This is a genomic window from Fundicoccus culcitae (assembly GCF_024661895.1).
In the GTDB taxonomy this organism is placed as follows: domain Bacteria; phylum Bacillota; class Bacilli; order Lactobacillales; family Aerococcaceae; genus Fundicoccus_A; species Fundicoccus_A culcitae.
Genome location: NZ_CP102453.1, coordinates 1,068,380 through 1,092,393 on the forward strand (window position 1 = coordinate 1,068,380; position 24,014 = coordinate 1,092,393).

Here is a 24,014-nt window from a genome sequence, read left to right on the forward strand (position 1 = left end):
CCTCAATTATAACACTTCTAGTTCAGTTGGTTCCATAGCTTCTTTTGGAACACCAAAGAAGTAAGTGACAACGAATCCACCCGCATAAGCTGCAAGTAAACCTAAGACATAACCCCACCACATACCATTGTCGATTAACGGGATTAAAGCAATCCCACTTGGTCCAATCGCAGTAGCTCCAATATTACCAATAGCGCCGATGACAGCTCCGCCGATACCGCCACCAATACAAGCTGTAATAAATGGACGACCTAGAGGCAAGGTTACAGCGTAAATCAAGGGTTCACCGATACCTAAAATACCAACTGGCAGTGCTCCTTTAATGATGTTCGTCAATTGTTTGTTTGCACGACATTTTACCCATAAAGCTAACGCCGCACCTACTTGACCGGCACCTGCCATAGCCAAAATCGGCAATAACAAGGTATGGCCTGTTTCGGCAATCATTTCAATATGAATTGGGGTTAAGATTTGGTGGAGACCAAACAAAACGAGTGGTAAGAAAGTCGCCCCTAGAACAAAACCTGCAAAAGCGCCCCCGACTTCTAAGACCCAGGTGATGCCACCGACCAGTGCTCCCGATATGACCCCTGCAATCGGCATAATAAAGTAAATCGTCAGCAAACCGACAACTAATAAAGAAATGGTTGGTGTCACAATAATATCTAATGAATCAGGGACCACTTTGCGTAATTGTTTTTCAACAATCGATAAAATATAAACCGCAAAGATAACCCCAATAATCCCACCTTGACCAGGTGCTAATGGATTACCCGTAAAGATATTCAGGATAGGTTGATCAGCAACCATCCCATTTAAATAGACTACCCCGCCAATAACCCCACCGAGACCTTCCGTCGCGCCAAAGGCTTTCGCTGCATTAATACCTACATAAATATTCAAGTAACCAAAGAGCCCATTTTGAATCACTTTTAAAACCGAGAAAATTTGATTCCATGAAGCCGGATCCAGAGTCCCAGCCGTCATCATGTTTTGAATGATGGAAGCAATCCCTCCAATAATCCCTGCCCCAACAAAGGCTGGAATCAGTGGAACGAAAATGTTAGCAATAGCATTCAAGGAACGTTTAAACGGTGTATCATTTTTCTTTTTGATTTCACTCTTATTTTGACTGGCGATACGTTCTCCTTGCGCCCGTCCGTTCGTCAATTCAGGGTCAGCATTAACATTTAGGCTTTCCCCTTTTGCTTCACCTTTCATAGAAGCCATTTGTGTCGCCACTTTTTGCGCCGTACCAGGTCCGACAACCACTTGTAAGTTATCCCCGTCTTGTACCACGCCCAAAACGCCGTCCACTTTTTTCAAGGTCTCTGCATCCACTAAATCGGAATCCTTCAAATCAATCCGCACCCGCGTCATACAGTTGTAAATTTTATTGGTATTGTTTTTGCCCCCGATTTGCTCAAAAATCGATTGCGCAATCCGTTCTTCTTTTGATAATGCCATAACAATAATTCCTCCTTTAAATAAATATCCCTTATTCTGAGACTGCTTGATGTATAAAGCCTTTCGATGCTTCTAACCTTGCTTCTGCCTCCTCCCGTTTCAACCCTGTCAGTAACATAACAATGGCCAGTTTTACTTTATTATCTGCTAAAGCTAACGCTTCTTGCGCCTGTTCATAGCTACATTCCGTTGCTTCCATAATAATACGTTTTGAGCGTTCTTCTAATTTCAAATTGGTCGCTTGCACATCAACCATCAAATTTTGATACACTTTGCCAATCCCAACCATTGAAGCCGTGGATAACATATTTAAAATCAATTTTTGAGCCGTCCCAGCTTTTAAACGTGTTGACCCCGTCAACACTTCAGGCCCACAATTCACTTCAATCGGATATTGACTGTAACGACTAATTTCAGCTTCCAAATTACAGGCAATCGAAGCCGTCGTCGCACCAATTGAATTCGCATACTCCAATCCCCCAATGACATAAGGGGTCCGCCCACTAGCGGCAATCCCAACCACAACATCCTGGGCTGTCAAATTCAAATTTCTTAAATCATCCGCCCCTAATTCAACCGAATCTTCTGCGCCTTCAACAGCGACGGTCATAGCCTTATCGCCACCAGCGATTAAACCAACCACCAAATCAGGAGAGACACCAAAAGTTGGCACACATTCAGCCGCATCCAAGACACCTAAACGCCCTGACGTCCCAGCACCTTGGTAAATTAAGCGTCCGCCTTGATTAAAAGAGGCAATAATTTTTTCAACTACCTCCGCAATTTGCGGTAAAGCCGCCTCAATGGCTAAAGGAACCTTGCGGTCTTCTTGATTCATAATCCTTAACATTTCTTCCACCGACATTTGATCTAAATGCATGGTGTCGGGGTTTCTTTGTTCTGTTACTAATTTATCTAAATCCATCTCACACTTCCTCCCAAATTATTTCAAATACTTGATTCGACCGACAGTTGTCGAGTAAGCCAAGGTCTGCGTCAATCACTTGTCCAACCACGTTCACCCGTGGATCCGCAGCGATATTTACTTTAGTGATTTGTACTTCGCCTTTGTAACGTAAATAGTTATCGTTGTCGATGGTAATGGCCCCTCGTGGGCGTTCAACCGTATTAAGTGGCGGAATGGAACCGTGTGATTGCCCTCTTGCTTCCATACTCCGAATGACATCGCGTGCTGCATCCGGTCGGTTAGTGTGACGCCTAGCAATGCGTTGAGCATCTTCTGTCATAGGTCGCGCATGCAGCAATAGCACTTGCTCATTGATATACGCTTGAAATTGCTGGCAGGTCGTTTTATTAAGCCCAGGATCAGCAATGAAAATTTTATCCATCTGATAATTATTTTCTAAATCAATTGCAGCCACAAAAGGTGAAACATGACGATGCGATTCTAAGGTCGGCAAGCCTTCAAAGATCGGCCCACGCAACGCTTCGTCCCCCGGCACAAAAGCCATCACCTTTAAACCCTGCTCTTTTAACCACTGATTCTTTTCGATAAAATACCGCTCATCCAAGCCCGTTTCTGGTCTGGGATAATAGTTGTGCCATGCTTCAATGGCCGCAAAATTCGCCTGATACTGCTGAAGCTCCGCTATATCTTGGGCTGACAACGTACTGGCATTAAGCGCCACCTGCATCGTGTGACTCACCTGGGCAATGGTCGCATTCGAAACCCCATAATCCATCCGCAAGCCCGTCACGCCCCACGCCAGTAACGGCTCTAAATCGTCAAACGACAGCCGCAACCGTGCCAAGGCATCAGCCGATAAATCCACCGTCAAGTTCATGCCTTTTGCCTGAGCAAACTGCCCCAATGCCTTTAGTCGCCGTTCCATCGGCCCCGTCGCATCTTCCGGAATATGAATCGAAGTAAATATCTCTGCAAAACCTATCTGTTGCAGCTTCTCCATATAGGCTTGTTGCTCGCTCGACAAGTCTTCATTGAGATACATGGAAAACCCAAACACGTCATCCCTCCTTGTAATCGCTATCTTTAAATTCATTATATACCTTTTGGAATTTTATTTCAAGTAAATATTTAAAATATTTTGAATTTTGGAATATTATTTCATGAAGCAGTGATATTTACTTTAATTTCTAGATAATGTTATGATAGTCATATTAAAAAAGAAAGTTGGGTTGTCTTGATGATTACTGAAGTAGCGAAAAATATTTATCGGTTCAATGTTGATTTGCCTCAAACCGCTTTGAAGCAATTAAATATCTATGTGATTAAGGCTGGCGGTCGTAATATTGTGTTTGATACCGGCTATAATTTACCTGAAACGCAAGCGCAATTATTAGCAGGTTTGAGTGCGTTGGATTTGGAAGTGGCTGATTGTGAGTTAGTCTTAACGCATTTGCACTCCGACCATACCGGCTTGGCTCATCTGTTTGCGGATGCTGGTTGCCCTGTTTATGCTGGTAGTGTGGATGGTAATTTGATGAATGCCATGACGGGCGATGCCTATTGGAAACACATTTATGCGTTACAAGCGGCCTATAGCGATAAAGGGACCGCGACGAGTAGAGAAGATAATCCGGCGCATAATTATAAATTAAACCGCCCCGTTGATTTCATCCCGCTAGATCCTGGCGATGATTTTGTGGTTGGCGATTATCAATTCAACGTCTTAGACCTCAAAGGGCATACACCTGGTCATATTGGTTTATATGAAGCAAATCACCATTTTATCTTTTCAGCCGATACCGTCCTAGATCCGATTTCACCTAATATTACATACTGGGGCGATCAATACCCTAATATCCTAGGAACCTATATTGAGACCTTGCGCGATTTGCGAAAATTAAATTTAGCACGGATGTTCGCCACCCATCGGAAAATCATCGATAACCCGAATGAACGTATCGATGAAATCATTCACCATCACTTGCTGCGACTCCAAGAAATTTTACAATCGATGGAAGTTGACGCCTGGTATACCGTCGAGGATATTTCTAGCCAAATCTCATGGCGCATCAAAATTGATAGCTGGCAAAACTTTCCCCCTGCACAAAGAGTCTTTGCCTTAGGCGAAACAATGGCCCATCTGGACTACTTAAGACATTCAAAACACGTTGAAATGAAAATGGAAGACAACGTCTACCGGTTTAGGTTGTTGAATGGAGTAATTGAAGCGGTCTAGGGGCTAGAAGGATTTCTCATTACTAACCTCTGCTTTACTTTACAGACTTTTCGGATGCTATTTTGTAGTTCGTCGGGTGAACGAACTACATTTTTATAGGTCGTTAGTAAAACGAACTACATTTTTATAGGTCGTTGAGAAAACGAACTACATTTTTATAGGTCGTTGGTAAAACGAACTACATTTTTATAGGTCGTCGGGTGAACGAACTACATTTTTATAGTTCGTTGGTTGAACGAACTACATTTTTGTAGGTCGTTAGTAAAACGAACTACATTTTTATAGTTCGTTAGTAAAACGAACTACATTTTTATAGGTCGTTGAGAAAACGAACTACATTTTTATAGTTCGTCGGTAAAACGAACTACATTTTTATAGGTCGTTGGTAAAACGAACTACATTTTTGTAGGTCGTTAGTAAAACGAACTACATTTTTATAGGTCGTTAGGGAAACGAACTACATTTTTATAGGTCGTTAGGGAAACGAACTACATTTTTATAGTTCGTTAGGGAAACGAACTACATTTTTATAGGTCGTCGGTAAAACGAACTACATTTTTACAGTTCGTTGAGGAAACGAACTACATTTTTATAGGTCGTTGAAGAAACGAACTACATTTTTATAGTTCGTTGGTAAAACGAACTACATTTTTGTAGGTCGTTGAGGAAACGAACTACATTTTTATAGTTCGTTTGCCATTTCGAGCTAACTTTCTTACTCCGATAATTAGTTTTTTGATAGGAAGTAAAAAAACAAAACAGGCGGAAGTGAATCGAAACTCACTTCCGCCTGTTATTTAAAATGATGCATAGAAACATTTCGAACTTAAAGGTTAAACAAAAAAGCCGAACATATAATAAGCCAATCCATCCCTCGCCTATAGCACAGACCCATATACCACAGAATGAACGCTAAGACGATACTAGCCTTCCCCTTAAAGTTACACAAATCCAGCTTTCTCAATTACTTACTTACAAAACACACTAATACTGCGGGAAGTAGATATCCATACGATTTTCCCCATCAGCAACTAACACACTATCTAACACTTCTTTACTCAAGTATAATCCACCGGCACGATAAGGGTTTTCCAACGTTTCCACAACAACATCCGCATCGTTCACTGTCACAGCTAACCCACCTTCGACCGCATGAAAAGCAAATTGAACCGGCACGTCGCCATAAGCAAACTGGATTTTCAGTCCATCCCTATCACCAGACAAGACTGGATCCAAGACTAAACCTTGCCCTACGATTCGAATACCTAGCACATTGCTGATTAATTGATTCAAATAAATTCCTGGACCACTTGAATAAATCCGCCAACCGCCCATCACGGGAACTTCGCCATTTTTCAAGCGTTTAAAGTTTTCTTGTGCAATATAGCGATCATTAAACTGGGCATCAGAACTACTAAAGTAAGCATTACTTTGCCGCGTTAAAGCATTAGGCACTTTTTCTTGAATCAAAATTGGGTTAATCGTCTCTAAACCTTCAAAGCTCAATTCATTCTTACCCATCTTAGCCATCGCTTCAACAAAACGAATATGGGCATGCACATACTGCAAGCCAATTTCACGACCAAAAGTGGACGCTTGTTCAGCACGTTTATAATTGGTACTTACCCCACCCTTATAAGTTGCCGGCTGGTTCATTAAATGCGCCCCATCAGTAAACAACAAATGTTCTTCAATAATATTAAAATGCGCTTCCGCTTGATCCTTCGAGAACAACTCACTGGTCATCCCCTGAATCATCGGCAACAAGCGGTAATCAATATCTGAATTTTCATCACTTGGATGAATCATATAAGTAAATTCACCTGACTCCGTTTGATAAACAAAACCAGGAACCACATCATCCGCTAAGATATATTTATTAATATCTGAACGAATCGCCGCAGCTAACTCATAAACAAGCTCCGCTGTCTCACTATTATGACCATCAAGCGCATCAGCAAACATCATCAATGCCTGATAAGTCAACTCAACCGTCCAAGAACTGGCCATATGCGATTTCAACCGCTCATTATACGGCTGCAACGTATCATCCCAATCACCATCTCCATACGAAGACAAATAAGTCCCTTCCAGAAAATGACTGGTAATATACGCTATTTGTTTTTGAATATGTTGCAACAAGGTCTCTTTTTCTTCAGTGTAAGCCTTGGAGGCATGCGACATATAAGGCAACTCAACCTCCAAAATCGACACATCGTCGGTAGCCTTCAAATATTCCGCCACCACTTTTAAAGGCCACACAATAATATCTCCATGACTCTCACCTGCCTGAATCGCCGCATATTGGTCAAACATAAACCACTGCGGCCAATTGCCATCCTCAACAAACTGATGCGTGTACAATTTCAACACAATATCCTTGACCACGTCAAAATGTTGCGTCGCCAAGAAAAACTCCACCGGCCCTTGCGACACATCGCGTGTCCCCCAAGCCGCCCCACCATACTGCTCCAAGCCATGCGGCACCAAATAATGCACCAGCATATTGTGCGTGTACCAATATGTTATGCTGTTATATTTATTTGTAAGGGTTTGGTTTTCAGAGCCAAAATCAAAGGTCAAATGACGCGTTAAATCGCCAAAGTAGTCCTTAAACGCAAGCTGAGTAGCCTCAAAAGTCGTCTGAACCGGCACATAATCCGCACCATCCAACGTCCCTTGAATCGTCAGTTCAAATCTAGCAGTTTCCTCCAACCTCAAAGTAAATACCTCTGCTTCTTGCCCCGTCTCACTTAAACCATCCAATAACTCCGATTCATCCGTGACAAAAAAAGCCCCTTGCGAAGATATCTCCAAATAAAAACTTAAGGCTGGCAAGACGTGATGAATAATGGCAGGTTCAACCGCCTTAAACCAAATTAATTGCCCGTCTACTTCATAGTCATAGCCCGACCGATTTTCCGCTTCGTTCATAATGACTTGTTGCGTCACTAAAAATGGATAGGCTTTATTGGCCTGACTTTTAAGCACTAACTGAATGCTATTGCTGTCCGCCAACGTATACGTCAACACCTCAATGACATCATCAGCAATTTTATATAACCACTTCACATAATGATTGCCTATTTCAAAGACAGATGGCATCGCTAATAAATACCACTGCTCGTCTAACTGGATATAAATCCGTTGCCCCGAAGCTTTCAGGATATTGAGAGGGTTGCGTGTATTCGTAATCCATTTATTCATGGACGTGTTCCCAATCACCACTTGTGAATTAAAGATCCCGTCCATCCAAGCCGTCGTTGAAATAACCGGCTTATCAACGGTGACTTCAGTTTTCGAAAACAAAATCTGGCCATGTTGGCGTTGCATCAAAGCTTCTTTGGCTTGCAAAACAACATGGGCATGTTCATCGGTAAAAAATGACAAGACTTGATCCTGGCCATCTTTTTCAATTAATGTTTGGCTTGGATACCATGCCTTTAATTCAGCAGCCGTTAGGGGCTCGCCAATTAATAATTCGCCGGCATTACCTTTAGCCTTAATCGTTGGCATAACATGAAAGTTTTCAGCTACTTTAATCGAGGCAAAATCGGCCTCAATAATGTCTAAGAATTCCAATTGCGTGATAGCTGCTTCATGGCTTGCCTCAAAATAATTATAGAAAACAACGGTTTCAGTTTCCTTAGCCTTTAAGGTGATGGGTTCAACCAAAAGACCCGTATAGGCAAATTCATATTGCAAGACTTCATTAGCTAAGGCAGTTGCTTTTAAGACTTTAGCTTCATTAGTAAATTTATATTCCGTACCGAAAAATTGGAAACCATCCGTAGAGTAGGAACCCACTGGATGGAAACTCCCTTGTTGCAAATAAGGAAAGGCATGCCCGTGTTGAGGTTGATTTTGACGGGAGCATACAACATAACCATGTGGACCGTTGATGGCTTTGTGATCAATGTATTGTGAAACGTAAGCTTCATTGGATTGAATCGCACCTTTAGCTGCTAGACCAATATCTTGTCCATATAAAAAATCTACCGTAACATCTTTTGAAGCAGCGATATTTATTGTCCAATACCAGGCACTCAGTTGTGGACTTAATTGGAAATAAAGGTCGTAAGTGATGCCCTCAACTTGGCCATGCCATGTCACTTGTTGGTCACTTACCGCAAATTCACTATGCGAAGCCAAGCCCATCAAAGGGTAGGCCGACTTAACGCTTCCATCTTCCCAAATACGTAGATAAATTTGGTTTAAAGAACCATCTAAATTCGTCGTCTCCACTTGATTAATCATGGATTGACCACTCATTATATGAAACAATTCCCCGCTGGCTTTAAATTGCACTTCCATCGTTGGATTGCTTAATGTCACTTTTTCATTCATATGATATTTATTTTGCATAATACCCCCACTTTCTGCGTTATTTTCCACCACTCACATCGAATCCAGATAAAATATATTTTTGGAACACAATAAATAAAAATAAAATTGGGATGATCATGAAGGTCGCACCTGCCATTTGTAAAGCATAATTGGTTCCATGTTGGCCTTGTAGCAATTGTAACCCAACCGATAAGGTATAGAAACGTTGATCGTTGGCGATAATTAATGGCCATAAGAAGGAGTTCCAACCTCCAATAAACGTCAATAACGCCTGTACAGCCATGATAGAACGGGATAAAGGCAAGGCTATTTTAAAGAAAACATACCATTCTGATGCCCCATCCAAACGGGCAGCTTCAAACAGCTCCTCAGAGATATTTTCAAAGAATTGTCGGAATAAAAAGATCGAAAAAGCGGAACTTAATCCCGGTAGAACAATCCCTAAGTAACTATTCGTTAAACCCATTTTCGTTAATAATAAATAGACAGGAATCATCGTGACTTGACTCGGTATCATCATGGTGGCTAACACAGCAATAAACATCACATTTTTGCCTTTAAATTCATAACGGGCAAAGCCAAAGCCAGCCATCGAATTGATGATTAAACCGGCAAAGCTCATTACGGTAACAATAATCGTATTTTTTAAATAGACATCAAAATTCAACCGTTCAAACAACTCTTTATAATTGTTCCAGGTTGGTTCATTCGGAATAATTGACAGACCTTGCGTTGTAATTTCAGCATTGGTTTTAAATGAAGCAGAAATCATCCAAACAAAAGGAAAGAAGGTTAGTATTCCCCAAAAAGCTAACACAATACCTATCACAATTTTTGTATTTCGACTCACGTGTAACATTTACAAACCTCCCTTTCTTATTCTTGACGCGATTTATTTTGAATGCGCATTTGTATAATCGTCGCTGCAATAATAACGACGAACAGTAGGAGTGAACCCGCTGCGGCATAGCCAAAACGATTTAATTGGAAACCATTACGATAAATAAATAATGACACACTAATGGTTGAATTCAATGGACCACCATCTGTCATAATAAATGGCTCTTCGAAAAATTGTAGCCAACCAATAATGGTTGTTACCAACACAAAGAAGGTCGAAAATTTCAGTTGTGGAATCGTAATGTAGCGAATTTGTTGCCATTTTGATGCCCCATCCAATTCAGCGGCTTCATACATAGAATCAGGGATATTTTGTAAAGCGGCTGAAAAAATCAGCATGTTAATCCCAATTCCCTTCCAAACCGCCAAAATAATGAGCGATAATTTTGAAACACTGGGATCCGTCAGCCAGCCAATCGGCCCAATCCCCACATAACTCAGCAGTTGATTGAGCAGGCCAATGCTTTGGTTGGGGTTAAAAATAAAGGACCAAACAACCGCCACCGCAACAATATTCGTAATGGACGGCGAATAAAAGACTAAGCGCATAAACGAAAAGTAACGATTATTCCCCATATTAATAAATATCGCTAAAGCTAAGGACAGAATTAATACTAAAGGAACCCCAATAATGGCGTAGTAGAGCGTATTTTTGATGGATGTTAGAAAAACAGGGTCATTAATAATATTGTTATAATTTTCTGTCCCTATAAAGTTTATCCGCGAGTAATCGGCTAAGCCAGCTAAATTCATATCCGTAAAACTAATGACCAGCGAGACGATGATGGGTATTAACGAAAACATAATCAATAAAATAAATGCAGGTGCAATAAATAAATAAGGTGCAAATTTATGTTTCATTACGCTTCTCCTTTTAAAAAACAAATGGCAACCGAACAGCCGTCCAGTTGCCCTTGTTAAAAACTAATGCTTATTGAATAAGGCTTTCAATTTGGTCATTCAATTGATCGAGTGTTGATTGAATATCTGCCCCACCTACCATAATTTGTTCATAGGCTGACAAGTAAGCTTGTGCAACGGCATCCCATTGAACGATTAACGGCATATGTTCAGAGTTTTCGAGTTGTTCACCAAAAGCTGCGATATGTTCTTCTTGTAATACATTATCTTCCCATGCATCCACCCGTGCAGGTAATGAACTAGAATTATTGTAGAAAGTAATTAAGTTTTCTGGCGTTACCATATATTCAATTAATTGAACCGCCGCATCCACATTTTCAGAGCCATTCCAAACCGCTAAGTTTGCGCCACCCGTGTTTGAAATATTGTTAACAGGTCCTTCTGGTAAGGTTCTAACTGCCCATTTACCTTCAATATCTGGCGCATTTTCTTTGATGATGTTAATCATCCAAGGTCCACTAATGAACATTGGCACGATTCCGTCACCGCCAAAAGTTTGGGCTGTATCTAAACCTAAGTCCATATTTGCTGCCGCTCCTGCTTCTACAAAGCTATATAAATATTGGATGGCTTCAACAAATTCTGGTTGATTAACATAAGCTTTTCCATCTTCAATTAAAGGTGAGCCATTTTGACGCGCAAACATAAAGCCATAACTTTGTTCAGGTAATTCAATGCTGAAACCATACATATTATCACCACGTTCAGATAATTTAACGGCTGCATCATATAATTCATCCCAATTTGAAGGTCCTTCTGGATAACCCACTGATTCTAATAAATCGGTACGGTAATATAGGGCACGTGTTTCAGTATACCAAGGCACACCATAGTAACGATCTTCAAAAACAGTGGTATTTACATTACCTTCAAAGAAGTTTTCTGGAGCTAAGGTTTCAGAGTTAGTGACATAATCCGTAATATCTAACAAAGCCCCTGCATCCACAAATTCTGCCATAAAAGTTGATCCCATTTGAATCACATCGGGACCTTGACCAGATGCAACCGCCGTTAGTAAACGGTCATGTGCTGCCGACCAAGGAATACTTTGTAAGTTAATATTAATACCTGTTTCAGCTGTAAAGTTATCAAATATCTCTTGCGTTTGTTCGTTACCATCCCCCATAATCCAAACATTTAATTCTTCTTGCGCTTGAACTTGAACTAGAGCTTGTGCTGAGCCGGCAACTGCATTGAAGCTAAGTAAACCAACAGCACCCACGATGGTTGCTTTTACCATTTTTTTCAGAAACTTCACGAAAATCTCTCCTTTATTTTTCTTTATTCGAAACGTTTCACTAAAATGCATTATAAGCGTTTACAGATTAGATTGCAACTATTTTATATTGTGAAATTAATTTATTTTTTATTAAGATTTGGGAGTGATTGTGGATGTATATTGTGTCATTGATTGTTAGGAGGTTTGTGTTGATGTGGGGTGGGTTTGGGGTAAGCCGGATGTGTGCGACGACTAAACTGGCTACAAATATGGCTCTTCGGTTACGAATTCAGGTGTTTAATGATCGATTAGCTTTATTCAGTCACGAAATCAGGCATTTGATGACCGATTAGCTTTATTCAGTCACGAAATCAAGCATTTGATGACCGATTAGCCTAATTTGTAGTTTATTTATGGTCACACATTTCCCGCTTAAGCTCACGCACACAACAACTGCCCGAATATGTGTGCGCTCCCCATCACGCTCACAACAACTGCTCCAATATGTGTGCGCCCACGTAAGTGAGAAATGACGGTTCTTCACTTCCCACATACGGAAACCCAGTGGGGACGGTGTTTAACCTAGACTAAGTATGATGAGATGCACTTGTACTTCTGAAGTGATAGAAGTTAAAGTGTTTGTAGATCACTTGCACTTCTGATGAGTTAGAAGTTAAAGCGTTAGTCAATCACTTTAACTTCTGATGCCCCAGAAGTTAAAGTACTACTACATCACTTGCACTTCTGATGAGTTAGAAGTTAATGCGTTAGTCATTCACTTGGACTTCTGTGGTGATAGAAGTTAAAGTGTTTGTCATTCACTTGCACTTCTGAGGGGCTAGAAGTTAATGCGTTAGTCAATCACTTGCACTTCTGAGGCGCTAGAAGTTAAAGTGTTTGTAGATCACTTGCACTTCTGAGGGGCTAGAAGTTAAAGTGTTTGTCATTCACTTGTACTTCTGAAGTGCTAGAAGTTAAAGTGTTTGTCATTCACTTGCACTTCTGAGGTGCTAGAAGTTAAAGCGTTTGTAGATCACTTGTACTTCTGATGAGTTAGAAGTTAAAGTGTTTGTCATTCACTTGTACTTCTGAGGGGCTAGAAGTTAAAGCGTTTGTCATCCACTTGCACTTCTGAGGCGGCAGAAGTTAATGCGTTAGTCAATCACTTGCACTTCTGAGGGGCTAGAAGTTAAAGCGTTTGTCAATCACTTGTACTTCTGATGAGTTAGAAGTTAAAGTGTTTGTCATTCACTTGGACTTCTGATGCGCTAGAAGTTAAAGTGTTTGTCATTCACTTGTACTTCTGATGAGTTAGAAGTTAAAGTGTTAACAATTCACTTGTACTTCTGAGGTGCTAGAAGTTAAAGCGTTAGTCAATCACTTCTACTTCTGATGCCCCAGAAGTTAAAGTGCTAATAAATCACTTGTACTTCTGAGAACCCTGAAGTTAATCTGCTTTAGTTTAACTTTAACACCAATAACCTAGCACTATGACACAATCATTTCCAGCCTTAATTTCTTCGTTTCATATGAAACCTTCTCGGTGGTTTCAAATCGGTAATTAAAACGCCTAGAAAAATCAAGCCACCGCCTAACAGCAACTCAAGAGTTACTGGTTCATGCAGCAAAATGACTGAGGCAAGCATGCCAAAAAAAGCTTCGGTTGACAGGATGACCACTGTTTCGGTACCTGAAGTTCTTTTTTGCGCCCAAGTCTGCAAGCCATATGCCACCAGGGTAGAAAATATTCCCAAATAGCCAACTGCTAACCCTGATTCCCAGGTCAACGGCATCCGCCATTCTCCATTAATCAAGACTACAATCCAACTCAAAACTGAGGCTACTCCCGTCTGCAAAATCATAATCACCCAAGCTGATTCCGTTTTAGCATAGGTATCCGTCGTGAAAATTTGCAAGGCGAAAAACAAAGCACCCAACAAAGTAAGTATATCACCGATATTTATTTGGTTTAAGGATTGGTTTAGGGTTAAAATGGCCACGCCCGAAAGTGCGACCAATGAGCCGATTATGGCGTTGCGCGGGATTTTGTGTTTGAGGATGAGCCAGCTCAGAAATGGCACTATCACTATATTGACTGCACTCAAGAAGGCGTTTTTCGATGGCGTCGTATATTGCAGGCCGACGGTTTGAAAGACGAAACCTAAAAATAAAAAAATTCCAATCAGGCTGCCACGTAAAAACGACCGTCTGTTGAGTTGGCGTAATTTTGATCCTTGGAATATCAGGAGAAGGACAAACGCCAATGTGAAACGCACGGCCAAGATTTGGTATGGCGTCAAGGTTACCAGCGCCACCGCCGTTGCCACGTACCCCAATCCCCAAATGACCGCCACCACAAATAAAGCCACTTTACTGATTTTGTTCGACACCTAACCACCCCTTCTCTTCAATAAATATCTCTGCGTTAACATTATTTGTGCTTGTAACAAGATGTGTCTATTGTAAACTATTTGAAAACTTGCAACGTTGGCGTGCACCATAGCTACCACCGATTTTACAGCCAAACCGCACTTCATTTGGCGAGCACTATCAATCCCCCAGCCAAACCGCGACTCATTTGGCGTGCACCACCACTCCCTCCGCCAAACCGCGACTCATTTGGCGGCACTCGACTAAAATCGACGTCCGGCATTTTTTTTAAACAAATCCTTGTTTTTTCAGCTCAACAGGAGTAGAATATATACATTGACTTTTGGAGGTATAGCTCAGTTGGTAGAGCAACTGACTCTTAATCAGTGGGTCTAGGGTTCGAGCCCCTATGCCTCTATTGTAAATATTTATTTAGGATACACTTTGGTGTATCCTTTTTTATTTTTAATACTTGTACCTAACAAAATCAACCTATCATCTCAGATCAATTGGTTCACCACTATCCATCGCCTGTTGCAAATCATCAATCGCCTCAATCACATCAAACACGCTTTGATGCAACGGGTCAATGTCAAGCGCTCGATCAAGCGAATCTTCACCAAACTTAGCTCTATACCGTTCGCACACAATGTCGAAGTACCGTTCGAAAAGCCCATCATAGGTCAATTGATCGCGATACACGGCAAATTCTTCCTTCGCCCAACCAGGCGCATCGTTTGAAATGATAACTTCCGTTACCCATTGATTACTTTTTTCCCAATATTTTCTACCCATTGGCAAATCCATACCGCCACCTCCTATTCTGCTTTATCCAACAACCGCTCATAACTCCACTCAATCCCCACCGCACCCAATGGCGCCGTTATCAAAATGGCCACCACCGACAAGGTCAAAATAATTTCGCCGGACGCCAAACCCAAACTCAAAGGGATGGAGCCAATGGCGGCTTGAACCGTGGCTTTAGGTAAATAGGCAATCATGCAAAACAGTTTTTCCTTCCAGCCAAACCCAGTCCCCAACAAACTCACCCACACGCCAACCATCCGCACAGCCAACACCAAAAATACCAACCACACGGCACGCCAGCCAGCCGTAAACGCAAAGGCCACATCAACCGATGCGCCAACTAACACAAACAAAAATAACTCACCAACCGACCACAATTGATAATAATATCTCGCAATATGCTCGGCTTGACCTGGTACCTGCCGATAAATTAGCATAGCCATCGTCATCACCGCCAAAATCCCCGAAAAAGGCAGCCGACTCACATTATCAAAACTCACAAACGCCATCGACACGCTCAACATCAACAAAAGCTGTTGCCCCGTGGTCAAACTAACCTTTTCAAAAACAAGCCCTAAAACAAAACCCATCATCCCCCCAATAAATACCCCTGCAACAATCGAAAGTGGAATTTCTAACAAGGCACTCGCCTGAAAACGACCGGTCTGACGCAAACCCAAAAAAGCGGCAAACAAAACCAAACAATAAATATCATCCACCGATGCCCCAGCTAAAATTAATGGCGGAATCCCTTTGTCCACCCCTCGTTTTTCCTTAATCAATTTTAGCATAGCTGGTACGACTACAGCAGGTGATACAGCTCCCAAAACGGTGCCTAAAATAGCTGCATCAATCACAGGCAACCCCAAAATTTTTGGTGCAAACACAATCGTTCCGATAATTTCAAAGCTAGCCGGCACGAAACTCATTAATATGGCTGGTCGGCCGACCTTTCTTAAAGCATCCAAATCCAGCGACAATCCTGCCCGGCTTAAAATGATGATTAAAATAATTTGACGCAGATCAGCAGAGATATTTATTAACGATTGATCTAAAAGGTTTAAAACGGATGGTCCTAAAATAATCCCTAGTAGCAAATAACCAACCAAGGATGGGAGTTTTAATTTTTGGCACACAAGATGAGTGAAAATTCCTAATAACATGATGAGAGCTAAACTGGCTAACATAATCAAACCTCCAAAGGCAGTGGTATTTATTAAAAAAAGACACCTATTACAGACATTTGTCCAAAATAGGCGCCACATTATAGGGAGCACCATCCCTTTGTTAGAGTATAGCACAAAAGAGGGTCTTAGATAACCTCTAAATGGTCTTTTTCTAAATTCGATGCGAAGGCTTGGTGAGGTTCTTGTTGGTACCAGAAAACGGTTGAGGCAATGTCGTCTTGTAGGGGCAAGTAACGCCCTTCGGATCGCCATCCCAAGGCTTGAATCGTCACTTTTAAATCGTCGTCAAAGCGGATGGGATCTAAAATATGCCAGCGGTACATCCCAAAGCGTTGTTGACTGCGATACAAGCCATCGGGTTTTATCACTTGTGGCATTCCTAAAAAGGCTGTGGAGTAACTTCCATACTCGCCATGGGGATGCTCAAAATTCCAAGCACCGCCAAAATAATCTTCTGTTCCCGTACCGATAATGGTTGGAAATTCTTTGTCCCCATCCATGAAGAACTTGATTTCGCCTTCGCCCCACCAACCGTTATTGTTAACGCCCCAAGCAATATAAGTCCCCACATACTGACCTTTACCTTTAATATTGTCGACTAAAATATGGTCTGTTTTGTAAGGAAGCGGGTTGCTGCGACGCCACTGAGCGTGGAAATAGCCTGTATTGTCAGGAATCTCGTTCAAACTATAATCCACTTGATAATATAAAGGAAATTCTTCCGTGGCTAAACTCTCAACGGTAATCTTAGCCGATTTCTTAAATGGCATCTCCCAATAGGAATTCATGCCCCCGGCTGGATTGACGGCGATAGGCAATGAATTAACATTCGTCCGCTCCGTCCAACCATTACAGAAAAAGTCACCCATCGGGACTTCGACTGATGGCTGCTCTTCCCCATCCCAATAAAACCGTAAAATAGCACTGCGCCAGTATGGCGGAAAGCAGGTTAACCAGATATGTTGAATGACACCCGGTCCCTCAATCTCTGCCAAGGTAACCGTGGAAGCCGGTTGGACCATTATCGATGGCGAAACTTTCCAACCTACACCTAATTCACGCGCCGCATTTTTACCCGTTCCCTCAGTGGCCATGCCGCCCTTGCCCTTTTCACCGGTAAAATTCTCAGGACTAATCGACCGTGTTTTTGCGTCTGTCAGCAGGGTTAAATTGCTCATCATATTTCCCATAAATTGCATTTTTTAAGCTCCTTATTAAAATTTTGTTACAATATGTTTGAAAACTAAATCCACTAAAGCTTCATTGTCAGCCTCTTTTGACGCGACGACCACAGCGTGTTTGCATGCCGGAAAGACCATCACCAATTGCCCAAAAGCCCCATCTGCCCGATAATAATTACGCCGACTGTCACCCCACAAACCATAGCCATAATAATCCGTGTAAGGCCCCACCTCTAAATAAATATTCTGCGGCTGCGCCATTGCTTTTAACCATTTTGGATCGATCACTGTTTGCCCATGAATCACCCCTTCATTAATAAATAATTTTGCTATTTGGACTAAGGTATCAGTAGTCGTGGTTATACCCCCAGCTACAAAATCGTAACCCAAGGGGTCTTTTTCCCATTCAATGTCTCCAATACCTAATGGTTGGTACAAGCGTTTTTCAAAAAAAGCATTCATCGATTGCCCTGTGCGTTGTTGAAGCGCTCGAACGAGCAAATAGAATCCCGCATTGGTGTAAGTAAAGTGTTTCCCAATTTCAGCATCAAAGGGCTGATTCACCACATAATGCGCCCAGTCTTTATCTTGTATGCCGGCTCGGCTATCCATCATCAGCTGACCCTCTTTTTGCCCCATAGACATAGACGCTAAATGGGAAATTTTAATCTGTTTTAAAGTCGTCTGATTTTCGACGGTCACTAAGTTTGGATACAAGTCTGCCAGACGCTCATCCCAAGCGATGATTTTTTCATTAATGGCAAAACCCAAGCTTAAAGCAGCAAAGGTTTTACCAATAGAATGAAAATTTTGTTTCCCTTGTGCCCACTCGTATTTGGCGCTGATACCCTCAGCCTCAACGACGAAAACCGCATTAACTTGGTGATGCGATTGATTGACTGCGTGAATAAATTCCGTTAACATACAGCACTCCTTTTAAGGTTTTTAGCAGTGATATTTATTCGATAAGTTGAAAGGTTGACCATGGAGGAAGGCTGTCAAGTAAGCTTTGGTCGTCGCTAGTAACCCGGCCGACGACATTGACGCGGTTATCCGCCGGCATGTCTTTTAAGGCAATTTGGAGTTCGCCTTTATAACGCAGGTAGTTGTCATTGTTAATAATCACATCACCCGCTTTAATCGCGCGGTTATTGTGAGGCGGAATGGGCGTATGCTGATACAATTCCCGCAACCAGGTCGAGCGAATCATGTACTCCGAATGGTCCCCCCGATAGCTGTGAATATTCTTCAAGATCATTTCGCGCTCGATAGTTGATGCTGCTTCACTAATCTCAACCCGCAAAGCCACATTCGCACTATAAAAGGCTTCTGCAGCTGCCTGCAACTCGGCTTCGGACGCATAAGCATTGGCTATCACAATATCGTCAATATCTTTCATCAGTTTTAAATGTTTCACTTGACTCGCTAAATGCATTGGCCGATGCATTTCTAAGGTGCATAAACCATCCGGCGCTGTCCCCCAGGGTCCAAAGGTCGCTATTTGAGAATTGACAAAAGCCATTGTCCGCAAACCATGCTTTTTAAACAGCTGGTTGCAGGCATTAAAATAGTCCAGCCCGAGACCACTGTAGCGCTGCGGATAAAAATTATGCGAACCTAATAATTGTGTGTTATTGGGCGAATAAGACATGATCGCATCCACATGTTGCGTCCCTTGACTCATATTTAACTCAATACATAAATCCAATTGATTCAACGTCATCTGGGCTGCTTCTGACGCAATGGATTCATTATCCAAGCGAACAATATCCGCGCCCATTTCTTTAATCGAATCTAAATTCGCATAATTCAACCCCAAATCATCCAAGGCTTGTTGATTTAATTCAATTCCCACCTCATAACCTAAATATTTGGCATACTGCAAGCTATCTAAAAATTGCTGGTAAGCTTGCGTCGTCCGATCCTTTGGCTCATCCGGATGCATCGCTAAAAACAAGCGTTCATAGCCCAACACTTTGGCTCGCTCCAAATAGGCTTTATCTGCTTCAAAGGTCGACTGTTCTGGATACAATGATATTCCTAATTTCCTCAATTTTGACACCTCAATTCAATCTACATCTACCAGTGTAAACGATTACGGCACCTATTTTCAAACATTCCACCTCATCTTTTTAAATAAATATCACTGCTTGTGAGTTGAAGTGAGTCAGTGGAATACCCGCTGCTTGAATATTCCTCTTGTGAGGGTAAGTGGAACAAACTCTTGGAGTATATTCCACATAACCTAAGCGGGAAATGTATTATCGTAAAACAGACTACAATTATGGTTATTTGGTCATGAAATCAGGTGTTTGATGACCGATTACCTTTATTCAACTGCCTTTCACTTCCCACTTACCGCTAACGGATTGGCCCTATACGCTTCCGCTCACAACAAGCGCTCCTATATGTGTGCGCTCAGTACCGTGCTCACAACAAACACTCCTATATGTGTGCGCCCAACACCGCGCTCACAACAAGCGCTCCTATATGTGTGCGCCCAATGCCGTGCTCACAACAAGCGCTCCAATATGTGTGCGCTCCTCATCACGCTCACAACAACTGCCCGAATATGTGTGTGCTGGTGCAGCGTAAGTGAGAAATGACGGTTCTTCACTTCCCACTTACGTTAAGTGGAACGAACTCACCCAGAATATTCCACATAACTGATTAAGTGGAATTAACTCACTTAGCGCTCGTGGTCACGCTATTACTTAGCCGCCTTCTTCAACCTAAAAAAATAGAAGTCGCGTTTTTTCACGTCTATATCCCTATAAAATATGAAACCATACGCAAAAAAACACAAAAAACCCGACCGGATAATTGAATCCATAAAGGCAGGAACAAACCACCTCATGACAATCATCCGGTCGGATTTTTAAAGCAACACTATTTATTAAACGATTCTACTTTCCTACAACCTTCAACAAATTCCCAATAAAGGGTGCTTCATGCACGTCCAAATTATTAAAGCCATCGCGATTGAAACGTTCAAAGTTGGCATTAACGCCTAAAATATGACCACTTGGGTCGACCATGGCATCCACACCGACAGCCCCGTCGAAGAAGCGGGTATATTTACTTAGGATTTGATCTTCAAAAGTGGCTTCGTCTAAATCCACAATCAATTCATAACCGGCTAAAGCCGTTGAATAAGAACCCACCGACGCAAACGCACTCTCACGCACCACATTAGCCTCAACCACTGTCGAAACGAATTTCTCGTAAGGATTCGCCTTAAAGCTTATCGTCGTGCCGGCTTGCACACGACCAAACTCCATCAATCCACTGCGAACAAAGCCAGCAAATGACGCGCCAACGGCCAGGAGATATTTAGTTTGAAGGAAGACCATCAAATCATCCCCCAGGTCTTCAATCAACAACGCCATGGCTTGCCCGTATGCCAAACGGTTGGACAAAATCGACCCGTCAGGGAAAGCCAACACATCGTAATTATGCATCACGCTAGCCAATTCCTTAACCGACGCCGCATAATCCAACTCCTCCTTAACCACGAAAAAGTCTACATGGTCCGTGTAACGCTTGAAGGACTCATACAAATCGTACTCGCCATTCACCCCCGTCATGACCGGAATCAAGACCTTAGCCTGCGAAACAAACACCGGCACTTCAAGAGCCGCTTTGGGTGCTTCACGATCAACTAAAACCACTTCAGTAAATACCTCTGCTAACGGCGCCCCATAGGCAGCTGCTAAATCCACTAAAGAATAAGTCGCGCCGTCTAAAACAGCTTCCGCTTCTGCTTGCGTATGGCCCACGCTCACTGCGCCTTCAACTAAAGCTAGATCGTCGGCCACTTCTAAAATAAAGCCTAAGCCTACTTTTTGATTTAAGTAACGACCATCGATATGAAAGCCAATGCCATTACCTAAAGCCATTTCGACTAGATTCACTTCTAAAGTCTTGTCATCAAAAGTAGAAATCGCACGGACTAAACCTTGATTAATCAACGTATGGACTGTTTCGAACAAAGCAATTAAATCTTCAGTTTCAATAATGTCCGCCGCGTTCATCTCAGCTTTTAAAACCCACAATTGTGAATCGGTCGCTTTTAATTCGCGTGACACCACTTTACGCGCATCTGTCGCAGCGACTGCAAAGCTGACTAATGATGGTGGTACTTGTAAGTCTTCAAAGGTGCCACTCATACTGTCCTTACCGCCAATCGCAGCCAAGTCTAATTGCTTCATGGCTTTGAAAGCACCAAGTAAAGCGGCAGTAGGTTTGCCCCAGTTAACCGCATTTTCCATTCGCTCGAAAAACTCTTGGAAGGTTAAACGTAAGTCTTGATAAGGCACACCTAAAGCAACGGCCTTAGCAATCGAATTAACGACCGCATAATAGGCGCCATGATAAGGCGACACAGTGGCCAACTCCGGCTTAAAGGAAACCGTCATTACAGAGGCTGTATCCGTATCTTTACCTAAGACAGGAATTTTAGCAACCATCCCTTCTTGAGGAGTGATTTGGTTTTTACCCCCTAAAGGCGCCAAAACAGTCCCTTTACCGATCGTAAAATCAAAGTTTTGAGCTAAAGCGGCTTGACTAGCATTATTAACATCCGCCAATTGTTCTAAAATCGAACGGTCATCCTTAAAGAAACCCGTAATAGCTTCAGCATGGATTTCAGCCACTGCCGTTTTTGCGCCTCCATTTGAATCAATGAAATCACGTTTCAAACGCAAGACTTCTTGACCTTCATAACGCATAACCATGTAAGGCGAATCCGTAACCGTCGCAACCACCGAAGCTTCCAAATCTTCAGCTTGGGCTAAAGCCACAAACGAAGCAACATCCTCAGCACTGACAACCACGGCCATTCGTTCTTGAGATTCAGATAAGGCAATTTCACTAGGATCCATGCCGGGATATTTGGTTGGGACTTTATCCAAATCAATAATTAAACCATCAGCAAGTTCACCAATCGCAACAGCCACCCCACCGGCACCAAAGTCATTACATTTCTTAATTAAGCGTGTGGCATCAGGTTGACGGAATAAACGAATAATTTTGCGCTCAATCGTAGGATTGCCTTTTTGAACTTCCGCACCTTGTAAAGCCAACGATTTTTCGGTTTGAACCATCGATGAACCCACCGCCGCACCTAAACCATCACGACCGGTACGACCACCTAATAAAATAACCTTATCACCCGCTTCTGGTTTAATCCGGATCACGTAGTCCACAGGAGCAGCCGCCACTAAGGCACCTAATTCCATCCGCTTAGCTTCAAAGCCATCATGGTAGTATTCATGCACATAACCGGCGGTTTGACCAATTTGGTTCCCATAATCAGAATAGCCTTGCGCGGCTTTTTGTGTAATCACGCGTTGTGGCAGTTTCCCGCTTCGAGTGTCGTCATAGGCCATTAAAGGACTTTTAGCACCGGTAATCCGCATGGCTTGATGCACATACGAACGGCCAGAAAGAGGGTCGCGAATCCCACCACCGATACATGTCGCAGCCCCGCCAAACGGTTCAATTTCGGTTGGGTGATTGTGGGTTTCGTTTTTGAAGTACAATAAATAATCCTCTTCATCGCCTTCAACATCAACTTTTATCCGAATACAACACGCATTCACTTCGTCAGATTCATCCACATTAGTTAAGATACCCAATTTTTTAGCATCTTTGGCATTAATCGTTGCCAAGTCCATCAACGTAACGGCTTTAGGTTGAGCCCGGTCAGCATAGACACTGGCACGTACTTGATTATATTCAGCTATGGTCGCTTCAATCGCCGCTTGATAGGCACCATCAGCCACCGTAATCTCGCTTAATTCGGTCATAAACGTCGTATGTCGGCAGTGATCAGACCAATAAGTGTCAATCACTTTCAATTGGAAAACCGTTGGTTCAACGCCTTCAGCCTTAAAATAATCTTGCACCACTTTAATATCAGCTAAGTCCATTGAGTAATCAGCTATCAAGGCAACTAAGCCCGCCTCATCCAGCCCATTAAAACCAACCACCGTTTGCAAATCAGTCGCAGGTGAAATACCCATATCATAGTCCAAATGGCCAAAACCAACCACTTCGGCTTCCGTCTTATTGATAAAGTAAGCCTTAAAACGGTCGACCGCTGCCGCATCCTTCAAACCAACTAAATCCACAATACGTGAATGATACAAGGCTAAATCATGACCCCGCAAATTATTGACGATATGATTGGTCATTTCTTGCACTTCATCATATTGCCCTAAAATTTGACGGTAACGAAAACTCGTCGCTGTCTCATAGTCACTTAAATCATCGACAATGACCCCCTGATCAAACAAGGGTAAAATAGCATCTAGTTCATCCACTAAGGACACTTCAAAAACATCATATTGTTTTACGCTCTCCAAGTCATTTAAACCTAGAAATTGATGCGCTTCTTTAAGTAAAAAACTAGCATCATTCGCTTCAACGACAATAAATTTACTCATTT

Annotated in this window: 15 protein-coding genes and 1 tRNA gene; 2 read left to right on the forward strand and 14 right to left on the reverse strand. The window is 42.3% G+C overall.

Annotation, left to right across the window (positions count from 1 at the left end):
* Positions 1-6: 6 nt before the first annotated feature.
* Genes NRE15_RS04985 through NRE15_RS04995 form a run of 3 tightly spaced genes read right to left on the reverse strand, consistent with a single transcriptional unit; the run spans position 7 to position 3,452 of the window.
* Positions 7-1,467 carry a PTS transporter subunit EIIC gene (locus NRE15_RS04985; RefSeq protein WP_313794498.1) on the reverse strand — a complete coding sequence of 487 codons (1,461 nt, stop codon included), beginning with the start codon at positions 1,465-1,467 and terminating at the stop codon, positions 7-9.
* A 31-nt stretch (positions 1,468-1,498) separates the two neighbouring features.
* Complete coding sequence (gene murQ / locus NRE15_RS04990; protein WP_313794499.1) at positions 1,499-2,392, reverse strand: N-acetylmuramic acid 6-phosphate etherase; 894 nt, start codon at positions 2,390-2,392, stop codon at positions 1,499-1,501.
* Position 2,393: 1 nt separating this feature from the next.
* A complete protein-coding gene (locus NRE15_RS04995) occupies positions 2,394-3,452 on the reverse strand; it encodes a DUF871 domain-containing protein (RefSeq protein WP_313794500.1) in 1,059 nt (352 codons plus the stop codon).
* A 180-nt stretch (positions 3,453-3,632) separates the two neighbouring features.
* On the opposite strand from NRE15_RS04995, the gene NRE15_RS05000 reads away from it, so the two are divergent.
* Entirely contained in the window at positions 3,633-4,631 is a 999-nt protein-coding gene (locus NRE15_RS05000) for an MBL fold metallo-hydrolase (RefSeq protein WP_313794501.1), read from the forward strand.
* 984 nt (positions 4,632-5,615) lie between these two features.
* Here the strand turns inward: NRE15_RS05000 and NRE15_RS05005 are convergent.
* The 5 genes from NRE15_RS05005 to NRE15_RS05025 form a co-directional block, all read right to left on the reverse strand.
* Complete coding sequence (locus NRE15_RS05005) at positions 5,616-8,996, reverse strand: GH36-type glycosyl hydrolase domain-containing protein (RefSeq protein WP_313794502.1); 3,381 nt, start codon at positions 8,994-8,996, stop codon at positions 5,616-5,618.
* A gap of 19 nt (positions 8,997-9,015) precedes the next feature.
* Positions 9,016-9,837 carry a carbohydrate ABC transporter permease gene (locus NRE15_RS05010; protein ID WP_313794503.1) on the reverse strand — a complete coding sequence of 274 codons (822 nt, stop codon included), beginning with the start codon at positions 9,835-9,837 and terminating at the stop codon, positions 9,016-9,018.
* Positions 9,838-9,854: 17 nt separating this feature from the next.
* The gene (locus NRE15_RS05015; protein ID WP_313794504.1) at positions 9,855-10,739 is read right to left on the reverse strand and encodes a carbohydrate ABC transporter permease; all 885 of its coding nucleotides are present in this window, start codon (positions 10,737-10,739) and stop codon (positions 9,855-9,857) included.
* A gap of 70 nt (positions 10,740-10,809) precedes the next feature.
* Positions 10,810-12,057 carry a sugar ABC transporter substrate-binding protein gene (locus NRE15_RS05020; RefSeq protein ID WP_313794505.1) on the reverse strand — a complete coding sequence of 416 codons (1,248 nt, stop codon included), beginning with the start codon at positions 12,055-12,057 and terminating at the stop codon, positions 10,810-10,812.
* Positions 12,058-13,529: 1,472 nt separating this feature from the next.
* Positions 13,530-14,408: a DMT family transporter gene (locus tag NRE15_RS05025; protein ID WP_313794506.1), complete on the reverse strand. Its 879-nt coding sequence runs from the start codon at positions 14,406-14,408 to the stop codon at positions 13,530-13,532.
* Positions 14,409-14,733: 325 nt separating this feature from the next.
* On the opposite strand from NRE15_RS05025, the gene NRE15_RS05030 reads away from it, so the two are divergent.
* Positions 14,734-14,806: transfer RNA gene (locus NRE15_RS05030), tRNA-Lys, on the forward strand.
* A gap of 77 nt (positions 14,807-14,883) precedes the next feature.
* Here NRE15_RS05030 and NRE15_RS05035 read toward each other — a convergent pair.
* The 6 genes from NRE15_RS05035 to NRE15_RS05060 all read right to left on the reverse strand — a co-directional run bounded on the left by NRE15_RS05035 (position 14,884) and on the right by NRE15_RS05060 (position 24,012).
* On the reverse strand, positions 14,884-15,195 hold the full coding sequence (locus NRE15_RS05035; protein WP_313794507.1) for a hypothetical protein: 312 nt from the start codon (positions 15,193-15,195) through the stop codon (positions 14,884-14,886).
* 11 nt (positions 15,196-15,206) lie between these two features.
* Positions 15,207-16,382, reverse strand: a complete 1,176-nt coding sequence (locus NRE15_RS05040) for a cation:proton antiporter (protein ID WP_313794508.1) — start codon at positions 16,380-16,382, stop codon at positions 15,207-15,209.
* Between the two features lie 125 nt (positions 16,383-16,507).
* The gene (locus tag NRE15_RS05045) at positions 16,508-17,581 is read right to left on the reverse strand and encodes a glycoside hydrolase family 172 protein (protein WP_313794509.1); all 1,074 of its coding nucleotides are present in this window, start codon (positions 17,579-17,581) and stop codon (positions 16,508-16,510) included.
* A 15-nt stretch (positions 17,582-17,596) separates the two neighbouring features.
* The gene (locus tag NRE15_RS05050) at positions 17,597-18,487 is read right to left on the reverse strand and encodes a serine hydrolase domain-containing protein (protein WP_313794510.1); all 891 of its coding nucleotides are present in this window, start codon (positions 18,485-18,487) and stop codon (positions 17,597-17,599) included.
* 34 nt (positions 18,488-18,521) lie between these two features.
* On the reverse strand, positions 18,522-19,616 hold the full coding sequence (locus NRE15_RS05055; RefSeq protein WP_313794511.1) for a DUF871 domain-containing protein: 1,095 nt from the start codon (positions 19,614-19,616) through the stop codon (positions 18,522-18,524).
* A gap of 853 nt (positions 19,617-20,469) precedes the next feature.
* On the reverse strand, positions 20,470-24,012 hold the full coding sequence (locus NRE15_RS05060) for a phosphoribosylformylglycinamidine synthase (RefSeq protein WP_313794512.1): 3,543 nt from the start codon (positions 24,010-24,012) through the stop codon (positions 20,470-20,472).
* Positions 24,013-24,014: the final 2 nt, after the last annotated feature.

Bases quoted from the DNA above. Each gene is read 5' to 3' on its own strand.
- NRE15_RS04985 (WP_313794498.1), bottom strand. From the start codon at position 1,467: ATGGCATTATCAAAAGAAGAACGGATTGCGCAATCGATTTTTGAGCAA.
- murQ (WP_313794499.1), bottom strand. From the start codon at position 2,392: ATGGATTTAGATAAATTAGTAACAGAACAAAGAAACCCCGACACCATG.
- NRE15_RS05000 (WP_313794501.1), top strand. From the start codon at position 3,633: ATGATTACTGAAGTAGCGAAAAATATTTATCGGTTCAATGTTGATTTG.
- NRE15_RS05005 (WP_313794502.1), bottom strand. From the start codon at position 8,996: ATGCAAAATAAATATCATATGAATGAAAAAGTGACATTAAGCAATCCA.
- NRE15_RS05010 (WP_313794503.1), bottom strand. From the start codon at position 9,837: ATGTTACACGTGAGTCGAAATACAAAAATTGTGATAGGTATTGTGTTA.
- NRE15_RS05015 (WP_313794504.1), bottom strand. From the start codon at position 10,739: ATGAAACATAAATTTGCACCTTATTTATTTATTGCACCTGCATTTATT.
- NRE15_RS05035 (WP_313794507.1), bottom strand. From the start codon at position 15,195: ATGGATTTGCCAATGGGTAGAAAATATTGGGAAAAAAGTAATCAATGG.
- NRE15_RS05040 (WP_313794508.1), bottom strand. From the start codon at position 16,382: ATGTTAGCCAGTTTAGCTCTCATCATGTTATTAGGAATTTTCACTCAT.
- NRE15_RS05045 (WP_313794509.1), bottom strand. From the start codon at position 17,581: ATGCAATTTATGGGAAATATGATGAGCAATTTAACCCTGCTGACAGAC.
- NRE15_RS05050 (WP_313794510.1), bottom strand. From the start codon at position 18,487: ATGTTAACGGAATTTATTCACGCAGTCAATCAATCGCATCACCAAGTT.
- NRE15_RS05060 (WP_313794512.1), bottom strand. From the start codon at position 24,012: ATGAGTAAATTTATTGTCGTTGAAGCGAATGATGCTAGTTTTTTACTT.